Genomic DNA, 13796 nt, shown 5'->3' with positions numbered 1-13796 from the left:
TCACTCCCGCACCGCGGCTTCGTTGTAGAGGACGCCGTCACGCACCATCGCTTCGACAACTTCGGCCGACAGTCCCAGCGACTCTGCAATGCGGCGGTTGTCCTGACCAAGCAGGGGTGCCGGAGTCCGCACCGTGGTGTCGCAACCGGAGAAGTGGAATGGCAGGTTCGGCAGCGTCACCTTGCCGAGCACGGGATGCTCCTGCTCGACCAGCATGCCACGCGCGTGGATCTGCGGATCCTTCACGACCTCTTCGATCGTCTGCACGGGAGCCGACGGCACACCTGCTTCGTCGAGTGCCGCGAGGCAGGCATCCCGGGACGGCTGCGACAGCGTCCAGTTGCGCACGATGTCCATCGCTTCGGCATAATGGGCGTTCCGCGCCGCAGGCGTGGTGAAGCGTTCGTCGGATGCCAAGCTGCTTCCCCCGATCAGACTCGCCAATCGCCGCCAAGCATCGTCGACTTGCGCAGCGATGACGAGATTGCCGTCCCTGGCCGGAAAGACGCCGTAGACGGTGGAATCCGGCTGTCCGCTGCCGGTCTGCTTCGGCAGATCAGTACCGCCGGAGAGGAAGTAACGCTGCACCGCATAGTCGTGCATCGAGACCATGCAGTCGTAGAGCGCGAGATCGATATGCTGGCCGCGCCCGGACGACGCGCGGCCGAGCAGCGCGGCATTGATGGCAGCCACGCCGTGAATACCGGTATACATATCGGCCAATGGCATCCGCAGCAGCGGCGGCGCTTCACCGGGATTGCCCAGTTGCGCCAGGGCGCCCGACATCGCCTCTGCGATCAGGCCGAAGCCCGGACGGTCGGCATAAGGACCGGTGTGGCCATAGGCGGAGACCGAGCAGTAGACCAAGGCGCGATTCCGCGCCGACAGCGCCTTGTAGCCGAGCCCGAGACGCTCGAGCGCGCCGGGGCGGTAGTTCTCGATGAAGACGTCGGCCGTGTCGATGAGCTTCATCATCATGTCGAGACCGCGCGTATCGCGCAGATCGATGCACAATCCCTGCTTGCCCATGTTCTGCTGCAGGAAGTAGCCGGATTGTCCGTCCTTGAAATAGCCATGGGCGCGGCCCGCATCGCCTGCCCTGGGACGCTCCACCTTGATGACTTCCGCCCCCATCGCAGCGAGGCAACGGCCCATGAACGGGCCTGCCAGAAAATGGCTGTAGTCGATGACGCGAATGCCTTTAAGCGGCAGATCTTGAAGCGACAGATCTTGGAGCGGCAGATCTTGGAGCGGCAGATCTTGCGCGGTCATGCCTGCTCTCCTGCGGCGCTGGTCTTAGGGCGCATCGGTATCATCAGCCGGTGCTCTCCGAGCTGCACCACTTCGCCGCGCTGATTGACCAGCTCCGAGGGCAACACAACGATGCCCCACCCTTCACGCTTCGTCGTGCGCATCGAGCCGACGCGGAACTTTACATGCACGGTATCGCCGAGCTTGATCGGCAGCTTGAAATCCCACGTCCAACCCAGCGACATTCCCGGAAGAAAGCGGTAGTCGGCACGGGTCTTCAGGCCGTCCGCCAGCGACAGACCAAACAGCCCATGCGCGACGCGCGTGCCGAATGGCGTGGTCCTGGCGTATTCCTCGTCGACATGAACAGGCGTGAAATCACCCGTCAATTCGGCATAGGCATTTACCATCGCTTCAGTGACCGTGACCGAAGGGGTGACGCATTCGTCACCGACCCTGGCATCGTCCCAATAGCGCTCGACCGTCATATCGCGTTGTCCTCAGGCTCGTGGATTGATCGCGAGGACCGCTTCCACGGCGCCCGCGCTGGCTTGCAAGATCTCGACGTTCAGGCCGCCCGGCAGCTCGAGCCAGTTCGGGCCGGCGGGCAATGCCTTGGCGCCCCAGGCGGCGGCACGGGCGAGCACACCGTCGTAATCGTCGACCATGATGCCGAGATGGGCGAGGCGCCCCTCCGGTCCGAGGAAATTCGGGTCTTCGATGAGCTGCACGCTTCCGAGCACCCAGACCTGACGCGGGCGCGCACCATCGGCGGGTTGCTCGTCGCGAATGGCAAGGCCAAGCACCTCACGAAAGAAGTCGACGTGACGATCGACGTCCGGCACGCGGATCGCGACATGTTCGACATAAGCGCGGGGCAACGACATCGTCTCAGGCCTTTCCCGGATAGTCGGTGCGGGCGTATTCAAGCCCTTTGACCAGCGCGACGAGGGTCGCGTTGACCGGTGTCGGCACGTTGAGCTTGGCGCCCCAACGCACGACGGAGCCGTGGATGTAATCGACCTCGGTCAGGTTGCCGGACTGCAAGCTCTGCAGCATCGAGGTCTTGAACTCGGGCGGCAATCCGGCAGACGCCATCGTCCAGGCACGCCGCGGTTCGGTAATCGAGATCTTGACGCCGGCAGCTTGCGCGACCGCGATGCTCTCGGAAATCGCGGCCAGCGCGCAATCTTCCAGCATCGGCAGCGAATAGAGGCCGCCATAGGTGAGACCGGTAACGGCGGTAATTCCACCTCCGGCGACGTTGATGAACAACTTGTCCCACATCGTGCCCAGGATGTTGTCGCTGAGCAGCGTGAGAATTCCGGCCCGATTGAAGCTCTCGGAAATTCGCCGTGCCCGTTCCGTCAAGCCTCCATCAAGTTCGCCGATGATGGTTTCCTTGCCGGCGACCCCGGAGCGAACGCGGCCGGGGCCGAGCAGCACGCCCCCAACGTAGGTCTTGCCTGCCATGACCCGGTCACGGCCGACTTCCTCCGACAGGATGTCCTCGTGACCAAGACCGTTTTGGAGCGACATCACGACCGTCTGCGGCCCGATGATCGGCGCTGCCGACCGGATCGCATCCCGCGTGTGGTAGGATTTGACGAGGACGACGACGAGATCCGCCACGATGCCGACCTCAGCCGCTGAGGTGCAGGCCGAGACCTTCACGACGGTCTCGGCTTCACCTTCGAGCATCCAGAGACCGCCGGCGTTGATCGCGTCGACATGAGCCTGAAACGGATCGATCAACCAAACCTCGGCGCCACCGCGCGCCAGCGCGCCACCGATGGTCGAGCCCAGGGCTCCCGCTCCGATAAAGCAGATCCTCATCCGAACGCTTCTCCCTCGCCCCTTCTGGGGCGTTCGAAGCGTGCTAGCAGGCCACCGAATATTTGGATATTCTATGGATCTTATATCCATTATTGCGGATCGCAATGAAGCATCGGGACATCTCCGAGACCAGCCTGCTGGAGCCGCGCCTGCTCCGGCTGTTCGACGCGTTGTTCACCACCGCTAGCGTCACCAAAGCAGCCGAGAAGCTCGGTCAAAGTCAGCCGACCATTTCGATCTGGCTGGCGCGCCTGCGAAAGGAACTGGACGATCCGCTCTTCATCCGGTCAGCGGAGGGAATGCTGCCGACACCGCGCGCGGAGGCTCTCATCGGCACGGCGAGACAAGCGCTGGAGATGCTGCGACGCCTGGCGGAGCTTCGCCCCGAGTTTGATCCAGCGACTGCAAAGCGCCGCTTCGTCATCTGCATGACGGATGCGAGCCACATCACCCTGCTTCCCGCCATACTCGCCCACGTTCGCCGCGCTGCGCCGGGCATCCGCATCGAGGCGGCGCAGATCGGCAGCGATACGCCACGCATGCTGCAGTCCGGCGAGGCCGATCTGGCGCTCGGTTACATCTCGGATCTCGATGCGGGACACTTCCAGCAGGCGCTGTTTCCGCAGGATTGGGTCTGCCTGGCCAACCCAAAGCATGCTCAGATCCGCGACCGCATCACCACAAAGGATTTCAGGCGCGAGGCGCACGTCCTCATTCGCTCCGGCACCGGACATCAATTGCTCGCGGACGCGCTGAAGGAGCAGCAGATCGTCCTCGACGTTGCGCTCGAGCTCCCCGGCTTTCTGGGGTTACCCGCAATCGTCGGGACGACCGACCTGATCGCCACCCTGCCAAGGCACATCGGCGAAACCTTGGCTCACTATTACGGGTTGCGCGTGCTCGATTGCCCACTGACGATCGCCGGCTTCACGGTCAAGCAATATTGGCACGCCCGTTTCCATCACGACCCGGCAAGCCAGTGGTTGCGTGATTTATGCGCGGAGCTTTTCCAACAGCAGGACGTGCGGGGCCTGCATCGTTCCGGTCGGCCAAGGAAACGAAGGCCACGCGATTTGCAGTCGTAGTAGTCCCGATAGCGGGCGACGATCGGCCGCAACCGCATCTCGACCGCTGCCTAACGAACGAACTCAACAGGTTAAACACTGGCTGGGGCGGGAGGGTACTCAGCCAGATTGTCGCCGCCCTCAGGCGAACGGCAAATCAGAAACCGGCGCCAAGCTCAATACGACTGCGATGGCCAATATCCGCATGTGACTCTCCAGTCCAAGGCTGACATCAACGACAGTTGATGTCCCGACCGCCGGGCAGGGGTCGATTTGAGTCAACACGCCGGGGGCAGAAGCTCACCCACCGCGGTCCTATACGGCAAGGCGACGAGGTGCGGGGCGTTCTTAAACTCCGATTCAGCTGGCGCGGAGCCATGATCGAGAACGGCGCACCTGGGTTCTCGATCCTGCGTGCGCAAGCTCTGGCGCGGATTACTCGAAAGCATGGGCATTGATGCGCCCGGAGCGGAATGATGGGAAACCTTGACGCAAATCAAAGGAGGATCGTCGCCGGGTCCCATCATCCGCCCACCGCCCTTCAGCCCACGTGGCCGACCGGGGAGTTTCGATCATGAAGGCAGTTTCCGTCGAAGAAGCCGTTGCGATGATTCCGGCGGGCGCCAGCGTCATGGTTGGCGGGTTCATGGGCGTTGGCACGCCGGAGCGGCTGCTCGACGAAGTCGTGCGCCAGCGCAAGGCAGGTCTGACCCTGATCTCGAATGACGCGGCCACGCCCGGCAAGGGCGTCGGCAAGCTGTTCGATCAGGCGCTGGTGTCGAAGCTGACAGCAACGCATATCGGTCTCAATCCCAAGGCGCAGCAGCAGATGCTGGCGAACCAGATCGCCGTCGATCTCGTGCCGCAAGGCACCTTCGTCGAGCGCATCCGCGCCGGCGGATGCGGCCTCGGCGGCGTGCTGACGCCGACCGGGGTCGGAACGCTGGTGGCCGAAGGCAAACACCAGATCGAAGTCGACGGCCGGCCATTCCTGCTGGAAACGGCGCTGCGCGCCCAGTTCGCCCTCGTCCATGCCTTCCTCGCCGACTATCTCGGCAACCTCGCCTACGCCCTCACCTCGCGCAATTTCAACCCGGTCATGGCGATGGCGGCCGACACCGTCATCGTGACGGCTGAGCATATCGTCCCCGTCGGCGTGATCGCGCCCGATCACGTCGTCACCCCCGCGCCGCTCGTCGACTATCTCATCACCAACGGGTGACGTCATGGATCCCCAGATCATCATCGCCCGGCGTGTCGCCAAGGAATTGAAGAGCGGCAACCTCGTCAATCTCGGTATCGGCATTCCGACACTGGTCGCCAATTACGTGCCGTCAGACCTGAAGGTCTTCTTCCAGTCCGAGAACGGACTGATCGGCACCGGCCCGATCCCCGAGCAGGGCATGGCGCATCCGACACTCACCGACGCCGGCGGACGCCCGATCAGCGCGCTGCCGGGCGCTTCCACCTTCGACAGCGCGATGTCGTTCGGACTAATCCGCGGCGGCCATGTCGATGTCACCGTGCTCGGTGGTCTCCAGGTCGATGCGCATGGCAATCTCGCGAACTGGATGATCCCGGGCAAGATGGTCCCGGGCATGGGCGGCGCAATGGACCTCGTCACCGGCGCCAAGCGCGTGATCGTCGCCATGCAGCACGCGGCCAAGGGCAAGTCCAAGATCGTGGCCAAATGCTCGCTGCCGCTGACCTCGGCGCGCCCCGTCAACCTCGTCGTGACAGACATGGCCGTGATCGGCTTTCCCGACGGCAAGGCGACGCTGCTGGAAACAGCGCCCGGCATCAGCGTCGGCGAGGTCCTGGCGCTGACGGAGGCCGAGCTCGCCATTCCCGACAATGTTCCGGAGATGAGGATCTAAACGGGTCAGCCCATGCGAATATTCAGTGACTTCAACGAGATCAAATCTGCAATCGGCACCGAGATCGGTGTCAGCGACTGGATCGAGATCACGCAGGACCGCATCAACCAGTTCGCCGAGGCGACCTGCGACGAGCAATGGATCCATGTCGACCAGGAGCGCGCCAGGCAGGAGATGCCGGGCGGCAAGACCATCGCCCATGGCTTGCTCTCGCTTGCCCTTGCGCCGCTGTTCATCCGCTCGGTCATCGGCCTGAAGGGTCTGCGCAACACGCTCAATTACGGTGCTGACCGGATCCGATATCTCGCGCCGGTGCCGGCGGGCTCGAAGCTGCGCGGCCGGGTCACGATCGCGGAAGCTGAGGACGTGCCGCCGGACGGGCTTCGCGTCAACTACCATCTCGTGATCGAGATCGAGGGCGGCAAGAAGCCGGCCTGCGTCGCCGAATTGATCGCTCTGCACTATCGCTGAATCAAGGAGTCGAAAAACAACCCCATGCACAGTAGACATGGAGCTGATTTGACTGAGGTTTCTTGTTCACTCCAGATTCGCTCCGGAGCCGTTGCGCCGTCGGGCAAAACACTGGCAATATGTCACCATCAGCCGTGAGGCGCCGGGCAGCTCAGCGCGGCGCCAACGCGCAGTCGATCGATGACGTGATAGCTGCCGTCGACGTCGAGGACACCGCCGGTCATCAGCCTGGCGCCGTTGACGGTGACGCGGCAAGTCCTCCGAACCAGGCGCCGAAATAGCCCGCATAAAGTGCCGGCGATTCGAGGTTCATCGAATGCCCGACGCCTGGCACGGTGACCAGCCGACAATCCGGCATCGCTTCGGCCATGGCGCGAAGATCTGCCGGCGCGATCCAGCCGTCCCGCTCGCCCCACAACACGAGGTGCGGATGCCGGATCTCCGGCATGCGCCGCTCCAGCTCGCCGCTCTCCTTCTCGTGCGTCAAGTTGACCGGCGTTCCAATCCAGATCCCCTCGGAGACGAGGAAGGTCTGCTCGATGATCCGGTCGAACAGCGCCTGGATCTCGCCCAGCCCCTCGCGAAAGCGCGGGACCATGTTCGGCCCCATGCTCTCCGGGACGAACAGGGAAGAAGCTGCTGTCGCCATCACGGACCGCGTCAGCTCCTTGCTCGCCATCATCGCCCTGAATAATCCGATCTGGTCGGCATTGAAGGCCATGCCAAGCGGCGTCACCGGATCGAGCGCGAACACACGGCCGAAGCGCTGCGGCCGCTCGAGCAGCATCCTGGCGGCGATGATTCCTCCGGTGGAATGTGTCGCGAGATGGCAATGACCAATCTCGAGCGCATCGAGCGCCGCCAACATGTCCTCGGCGTGCTGCAGCATGGAGTAGTTGGAATAATCGGCCGCCGGCTTCGGCCGGTCGCTATCGCCGCAGCCGCGCCAGTCGATTGCAACCACGCGCAGCCCGATTGGGAACAACGGCGCGGCGAGCTCGATCCAGTCCTTGCTGGCGAGATTACCGTGGATAAAGACGACAGTGACGTCGCCTCCTCCCCACTCCCGCCAGCCGAGCTGGACTTCGCCGGCCTGCACCCTCAGCATCGCCGGACCCTACTTGTTGAGGCCGGCCGTCGGCGCCGCACCGGGCGGTGTCGGCGCGACCGGCAACGCCGAGACGACAGCACCCTTGATCATGCGATCGGTGCCGAGCGGCGATGACGTGTCGATCGCCCCCTTGGTCACGAAGTCCACGACGTCGGCAGGGTATTCCACTGGATTGTCGGTGTGGATGAAGTGCCCGGTCTCCGGATAGATCTTGAGCATCGGCCGGTTGCCGGCATTGGTCATACGCGTCATGAACGGCGTGATGACGTCGCGGCCGAGATCCGTCAGGCCGTTGAACGCGGGCGTCGGAATGAACGGCTCCTTGTCGCCGAATGCCAGGAAGATCGGCGCTTTGATCTGGGTGACCCGCTCAAAGAGGTTCTTCGGGTCATCCTGCTGAAGCTCTGCACCAATGGTGTAGATGTCGAAGATGAAGACGTTGCACCACTGATCGAGCTCCTTCGGGTTGCCCTTGGTGAGCCCGACACGCTGCTCGGTGTGGAAGCGGGCATATTCGCTGTCGCTGAAGAAGTAGCCGCTCTTCGCGGCCGACACCACGCCGGTGTCCGGGTCACGCTTCTTGAAATAGAAGAAGTCGCGGATGTTCTGCTCGTTGCGTGCCTTCTCCGCTGCGAGAATGCCGGTCTGGTCCCAGACCTGCCTCCACTTGTCGAAGTCCCGGCCAAGGGTCGGATCGAACAACGGCGCCTTCTTGTCCTTGGCGATCGTGATCTCCCGCGGATATTCCTCGAGGCCGGACGGCGCTTCCAAGGCGAGGCCCTGCACCGCATCCGGCCAGGTCAGGGCGTAGCCCACGACGAACTGGCCACCGAGCGAGTGGCCGAGATAGTAGGCCTTCTTGACGCCAAGTTGATTGACCACGAGGTCGTAGATCACCTCGCGCATGTCCTGCATGGTGCGCGCGGGGTTCTTGTCGAGATTCCCGGGCCCCGACATGCCGTAATGCGGAAGGTCCGGCACGATCACGCGCAGGCCGCTGCGCAGGGCGTACTGCATGACGTTGCCGTAATGGCCGCCAAACGCGCCCTTGCCGTGGATGATGACGAGCACCTTCGGATCCTTGTCGGTGCCGGCATACTCGTCCATGTAGCCGATCTCCCAGGAATTGCCGCTCTTGTCCTTGGCATTGCCGAATTTGACCGGATAGGGATAGGTCACATGGGCCTTCCAGAACGACTTCTTGGGATCGATGGTCTGGGCGACGTCGGGCACGCGATAATTCTTGTCGACGAATTTCTGGGCGCGATCGAGGGCCGCCACGTCATCCATGAACGCGACGAACTTCGGGTCGTTCTTGCGCTGGTTGATGATCGGGAACACGCCGTAATGCGCGACCGGGCTCTCCTGTGCGATGAGATCGGCGCCGGGCACGCGGTCGACAGCCTTCTGTGCCAGCTTGAAGTTCAGCCAGAGATCGTTGGTGATGTGCATCACCAGCGTCCGCGCCTGAATGCGACCGAGATAGGGATTGACGTTATGGGTCTCGCCGACGCGGTTGCGCCAGACGAGGTCGACGGCGTCGTAGAGCTTGGCGCGATTGGTGACGTTGAGGCCGGCCTTCTCGTTCGGCGGATCCCAATAGAAGATCTCGGGCTGTACCGCCGCCCAGTTCTGGGTCGTGCGGAACGCGAAGTCATAGCCGGTCATGCCAAGGATCGACCAGCCGAAGGCCACGCCCGGCACCGGATGCTTTTCCTTCGGGAGCTTGTAATAGTCGCCCTTGGTCGCCTGCCAGACCGGATCGCCCTGGATCGCAGCGGTCATCATCTGGAAGGTCCAGTTGCCGACAGGGTCGTCGCCATCCGACTGTGTCGTGCCGCCGATCGGCATCAGGGCACTGACATATTCCGGATGCATCACGCCCCAGACGTAGGTCTGCGTGCCGCCCATAGAGACGCCGGTCACCAGTGCAACGCGCGCGACCTTCAGCTCGTCACGCAGCAGGCGGTAGTTCGCCTGGACCATGTCGTAGTAGCTGTATTGCGGAAACTTGATGCCGAGACCATCGGACGGCTTGCTCGCGCCCCAGGTGCCGAGCGGATCGACCATGATGACATAGTATTGATCCGTGTCGATCGGCCGGCCCGGACCGATGATGGGAACGCCACCCGACAACGCCGCACCCTTGACCCACTGTTCGTACATGTCGGTGGAATCGCCGGAATAGTAGGAGTTGATCACGATGGCATTGGTGATCTCGCCGGCGGCGTTGCGCCTTGCGTTGCCGACAGCGATATAGGCGGTGCGCAGCTTGCCGCCCCCGAGCGATTCCAGCGTGACGCCGCCCTCACCGCCGTTCTCCCATTTCGAGGGGTCGGACAAGTCGTACTTGCCGCCAAGGCGGAAGTTGGCAATCTCGTAGGTCTTCTTCAGCCCATCATGCTGCACCTGCGACGAGCGGCGCGTGAAAGGCTGTGCGGTTGCGATCGCCGTTCCGAGCAGCAGCACGATCAGGCTCATGAAGCAGCGCTTCAAGGCAACTTGGCCGAACATGACGCAATCCTCCCTGCAAGATTTTCCCGAAACGCTAGGCATGGTGGCCAGGGGAGGTTTGATCTAACTCAATGGAATCCGTCCGCAGGGGATCGAGGATCGCGGGCATCAAGACACCGGCAGAACCCCTCGCGATGCCCTTCCTCAGCCACGGCTCATATCGGATCCGTTATGAGCTCGTCGGGCCGGCGGGCGCGCCGGCCTATGTCCTCGTGAACGGGCTGACGCAATATTCCGAATTGTGGGGCGCTTATCGCGAGGCCTTGTCGGCGCGCGGCTTTCGCGTTGCGACCTTCGACTTGCTTGGCCAGGGCGCCTCCGACAAGCCGAGGCTCTTCATCAGCCAGGACGACCAGGTCGCCGCCTTGCGTCTTCTGATCGACGAGCTGGGGGACGGTCCGGTCTTTCTGAGCGGGATCAGCTTTGGTGGCCTGATCGCGCTGCGATATGCGATCGAGCATGGCAAGCGACTGGCCGGGCTGGTACCGATGAGCTGCTTTGCGGAGCTGTCGCCGCAACTCTTGCTGCTGGGCAATGCGCTGCGAACCGGGCTGATCCTCGGCGGCACAAGTTACCTCCAGGACCTTCTGTTGCCCATGAACCTGTCGGACCAATGGCTGAAGCCGCTGCTGGACAAGCTCGACAGCGTGAAGCGGCAAGGGTGGCTGGTCAACGACGTCTACGCGCTGCAGAACCTGATGGAATCCTTCCTCGACTTCCAGCCGCTCACGCCGCGCCTGTCCGCGATCGCCGTTCCGACCATGATCCTGAACGGCGAGTTCGACTTTCTCACCCCGCGAGGTCTCCACGAAACATTGCGTGTCGGAATTCCCAACAGCTCCCTGGTGATCATTCCCAAGGCCTATCACGCCTTCACGCTGGAGAAGGGAACGCTGACGGCGGACCTGCTGGCGCGCTTTGCCGACGACGTGCTGGCTGGGCGATGGCAGGGACATCAATCGATCTGGGTGGCGCCGGAAGAGCCCGGCGGGGAGCTGACGCCGTTTCCCGACGGTTACGATCATCTGCGCGCCATCCCGGTCAAGAGAGCGACGTCATGAACGGCTTCCTCGGTCCGCTTGATCCTGACGGCCGCATTCCACCGCGCCAGCAGACGCGGGTCGCGGCGTTCCTGATCTCAGCCCATGGTGCCCTCGCGCGGCAATTTGCCCTCTCGTTGCCGGCGAGGTTCGAAGCGGCCTGGCAGACCGAGTTGAACGCGCAGTTCTATCGCGAGACGGAGATCGTCTCCCTGTTGATGCGCGCCACCGCCTGGGTCCCGGACGTTGCCCTCGGATACATGCTGATGATTTGGGAGACGGCTTGGCTTCCTGTGCCGCTTGCAGAGATCCGGGATCCTCAGCTTGCCCAGGCGGTCGATCTCGCAGCGCTTGCCCACGCCGTGCATGCCGGCATCCGGCCAGCTGCGCTGCTTCCGGTCGAAGCCAATGCGCAGGATCCTTTCGTTATGGCGCTTCGCCGCATCGAATTCGAGAGCGGTCGGCTGTTGCAGGCCCAGATTCTGTTTCTTAAGAGCGAGCCTCTTGCGCCGCACCTAACAGCGGTGAGTATGGCGCTCGAGCAGCGTCACGCCGGCGTCCGCAAGCTCTGGCACGAAACACTCGAGAGCATCGGCATCAGCGCACGGCCGGCATGACAGCGCGGATGCGGATCAATCGATGATGTGATAGCCGCCATCGATATAGAGCACACCGCCAGTGATCAACTTGGCGCCGTCGAGCGCCAGGAACGCGGTGGCATTGCCGACATCGTCGATGCTGACGAGACTGCGCGATGGCGCCTTGGATTGTGCCTTGTCCATCAGCTCGTCGAATTCCGGAATGCCTGACGCGGCGCGCGTGGCGAGAGGCCCCGGTGAGATCGCGTGGACCCGGATCCCCTTCGGCCCCAATTCGGCGGCAGCATAACGGACCGACGCCTCGAGGGCGGCTTTCGCGACGCCCATGATGTTGTAGTTTTCCACCACCATCTGGCTGCCGTAGTAGGTCATGGTGAACATCGTGCCGCCATTTTTCATCAGCGGTTCGGCAAGATGCGCCATCCGCAGGAACGACCAGCAGGAGACGTCCATGGTCTTCAGGAAGCCGTCGCGGCCGACATCGACGACGCGGCCGTGCAGCGCTTCCTTGGGCGAGAAGGCGATGGAATGAAGCAGGAAATCGAGCTGCCCCCACTCCGACTTGATTCGCTCGAACACCGCTTCGGTCTGACCCTCGACCATGACGTCGAGCGGCATGAAGATCGGCGCCTCGAGCGCCTGCGCCAGCGGCTCGACGTGCTTCTTGGCGCGGTCGTTCAGGTAGGTGACGGCGAGATCGGCGCCGAGTGCGCGAAACGCCCTGGCGCAACCCCAGGCGATCGACTGGTCGTTGGCGATGCCGACGACGAGACCCTTCTTCCCCTTCAGGGCGACCTTGCTGTCCGGAAATACTGGGATCATGACACCCTCTCTTGTCTCGGGTTGGGCGATTGGCCGTTCATCAACAGCGCCAGCGTGTGCTGCGCGATCATGAGCTCCTCGTCCGTCGGGACAACGTAGACCGGAACGAGACTCGTCTTTGCGGATATGAGCCGCGAATGGCGCGTGTTCTCGGCAGGGTCGAGCGAAACGCCGAGCCAGCCGAGCTGCTCCGCGACACGTGCACGGATGCCGCTCGAGTTCTCGCCGATGCCGGCGGTGAAGACGAAGGCATCGATCCCCTGCAACGCCGCCGCCAGCATGCCGGCGTTGAGGCCGATGCGATAGACGAAATAGTCCACAGCCAGCTTCGCTTGCGGATCAAGGCTCGCCTCCAGCTCGCGCATGTCGTTGCTGACCCCGGAAAGCCCCTTCAATCCGCAATCGCGATAGAGAAAATCCTGCACCTTCGATGCCGTCATGCCCTTCTCGGACAGCAGATACAGCACGACGCCCGGATCGAGCTGGCCTGGACGCGTGCCCATCGGCAACCCGTCGAGCGCGGTGAATCCCATCGTGCTCTCGACGCTCAGCCCATTCTTCATCGCGCACATCGACGCGCCGCTGCCGAGATGGGCGACAATCACCCGGCGCTTTGCGACGTCGGGCGCGATCTGCGGCAGGGTCCTGGAGATGTACTCATAGGAGAGCCCGTGAAAGCCGTAGCGCCGCACGCCTTCGGCGTGGAGCTGGTGGGGAATGGCGTAATGATCGGCGAGCGGACCGTGGGTCCGGTGAAACGCGGTGTCGAAGCATGCGACCTGGGGTATCGTCGGGAAATTGGCCAGGATCGAGCGGATCGGCGCCAGATTGTGCGGCTGATGCAGCGGCGCCAGCGTGACGAAGCGCTCCAGCCGCGCGACTACGCCATGATCGACGAGAATTGGCCGCTCATAATCCGGCCCGCCATGGACGACACGATGCCCGACCGCCAGCGGATGGATGCGCGCCTCGTTCCGCAGCCATTCCCCCGCGACCTGCATCGCCGCCGGCACATCCGGAATGGCTTCGATCGGATAGGCCCGGTCGGCCATGGGATCGTTGCCTGCCCTGCTCGCCCGCAAGCGCGGACGGCTGCCGATGCCGTCCACCTGCCCCTTGATCAGGCGGCGCAGAACGCCCTCACCCTCGACCGCAAAGACCTGAAACTTGACGCTCGAGGAGCCGGCGTTGACGACGAGGATGCTGTCCAT

At 63.3% G+C, this 13796-nt stretch carries 14 protein-coding genes; 6 read left to right on the top strand and 8 right to left on the bottom strand.

The window, feature by feature from the left end:
- From AC24YW_RS26410 to AC24YW_RS26395, 4 genes are read right to left on the bottom strand one after another with little or no spacing between them, the layout of a single operon-like run.
- Nucleotides 1-1227 carry a CaiB/BaiF CoA transferase family protein gene (locus AC24YW_RS26410; RefSeq protein WP_487485683.1) on the bottom strand — a complete coding sequence of 409 codons (1227 nt, stop codon included), beginning with the start codon at nucleotides 1225-1227 and terminating at the stop codon, nucleotides 1-3.
- Nucleotides 1228-1268: 41 nt separating this feature from the next.
- Nucleotides 1269-1739, bottom strand: coding sequence for a MaoC family dehydratase (locus AC24YW_RS26405; protein WP_487485468.1), 471 nt, complete (start codon nucleotides 1737-1739; stop codon nucleotides 1269-1271).
- A gap of 12 nt (nucleotides 1740-1751) precedes the next feature.
- Nucleotides 1752-2138 (bottom strand): VOC family protein, encoded by a 387-nt coding sequence (locus AC24YW_RS26400; RefSeq protein ID WP_487485467.1) that lies wholly within the window; start codon nucleotides 2136-2138, stop codon nucleotides 1752-1754.
- A gap of 4 nt (nucleotides 2139-2142) precedes the next feature.
- Nucleotides 2143-3087 (bottom strand): ketopantoate reductase family protein, encoded by a 945-nt coding sequence (locus AC24YW_RS26395; RefSeq protein ID WP_487485466.1) that lies wholly within the window; start codon nucleotides 3085-3087, stop codon nucleotides 2143-2145.
- A gap of 104 nt (nucleotides 3088-3191) precedes the next feature.
- On the opposite strand from AC24YW_RS26395, the gene AC24YW_RS26390 reads away from it, so the two are divergent.
- The 4 genes from AC24YW_RS26390 (at nucleotide 3192) to AC24YW_RS26375 (ending at nucleotide 6499) form a co-directional block, all read left to right on the top strand.
- A complete protein-coding gene (locus AC24YW_RS26390) occupies nucleotides 3192-4172 on the top strand; it encodes a LysR family transcriptional regulator (protein WP_487485465.1) in 981 nt (326 codons plus the stop codon).
- Nucleotides 4173-4725: 553 nt separating this feature from the next.
- Complete coding sequence (locus AC24YW_RS26385; RefSeq protein WP_487485464.1) at nucleotides 4726-5373, top strand: CoA transferase subunit A; 648 nt, start codon at nucleotides 4726-4728, stop codon at nucleotides 5371-5373.
- A 4-nt stretch (nucleotides 5374-5377) separates the two neighbouring features.
- Nucleotides 5378-6028, top strand: a complete 651-nt coding sequence (locus AC24YW_RS26380) for a 3-oxoacid CoA-transferase subunit B (RefSeq protein ID WP_487485463.1) — start codon at nucleotides 5378-5380, stop codon at nucleotides 6026-6028.
- Between the two features lie 12 nt (nucleotides 6029-6040).
- Nucleotides 6041-6499 carry a MaoC family dehydratase gene (locus tag AC24YW_RS26375; RefSeq protein ID WP_487485462.1) on the top strand — a complete coding sequence of 153 codons (459 nt, stop codon included), beginning with the start codon at nucleotides 6041-6043 and terminating at the stop codon, nucleotides 6497-6499.
- A 223-nt stretch (nucleotides 6500-6722) separates the two neighbouring features.
- On the opposite strand, the gene AC24YW_RS26370 is transcribed toward AC24YW_RS26375, so the two are convergent.
- Both AC24YW_RS26370 and AC24YW_RS26365 read right to left on the bottom strand, forming a co-directional pair.
- The gene (locus tag AC24YW_RS26370) at nucleotides 6723-7607 is read right to left on the bottom strand and encodes an alpha/beta fold hydrolase (RefSeq protein ID WP_487485461.1); all 885 of its coding nucleotides are present in this window, start codon (nucleotides 7605-7607) and stop codon (nucleotides 6723-6725) included.
- Nucleotides 7608-7616: 9 nt separating this feature from the next.
- On the bottom strand, nucleotides 7617-10124 hold the full coding sequence (locus tag AC24YW_RS26365) for an alpha/beta hydrolase (RefSeq protein WP_487485460.1): 2508 nt from the start codon (nucleotides 10122-10124) through the stop codon (nucleotides 7617-7619).
- A gap of 134 nt (nucleotides 10125-10258) precedes the next feature.
- Between AC24YW_RS26365 and AC24YW_RS26360 the strand changes: the two genes are divergently transcribed.
- Together AC24YW_RS26360 and AC24YW_RS26355 are read left to right on the top strand one after the other, a co-directional pair.
- Nucleotides 10259-11185: an alpha/beta fold hydrolase gene (locus AC24YW_RS26360; RefSeq protein WP_487485682.1), complete on the top strand. Its 927-nt coding sequence runs from the start codon at nucleotides 10259-10261 to the stop codon at nucleotides 11183-11185.
- The gene (locus tag AC24YW_RS26355) at nucleotides 11182-11781 is read left to right on the top strand and encodes a hypothetical protein (RefSeq protein WP_487485459.1); all 600 of its coding nucleotides are present in this window, start codon (nucleotides 11182-11184) and stop codon (nucleotides 11779-11781) included. The genes AC24YW_RS26360 and AC24YW_RS26355 overlap by 4 nt, the downstream gene beginning before the upstream one ends.
- 15 nt (nucleotides 11782-11796) lie before the next feature.
- Here the strand turns inward: AC24YW_RS26355 and fabI are convergent, their stop codons facing one another.
- A complete protein-coding gene (gene fabI, locus AC24YW_RS26350) occupies nucleotides 11797-12585 on the bottom strand; it encodes an enoyl-ACP reductase FabI (protein WP_166816225.1) in 789 nt (262 codons plus the stop codon).
- Nucleotides 12582-13796 carry an acetate/propionate family kinase gene (locus tag AC24YW_RS26345; RefSeq protein ID WP_487485458.1) on the bottom strand — a complete coding sequence of 405 codons (1215 nt, stop codon included), beginning with the start codon at nucleotides 13794-13796 and terminating at the stop codon, nucleotides 12582-12584. The genes fabI and AC24YW_RS26345 overlap by 4 nt, the downstream gene beginning before the upstream one ends.

This window comes from Bradyrhizobium sp. USDA3516 (genome assembly GCF_057651995.1).
This window is presented reverse-complemented; position numbering and strand designations above follow the sequence as displayed.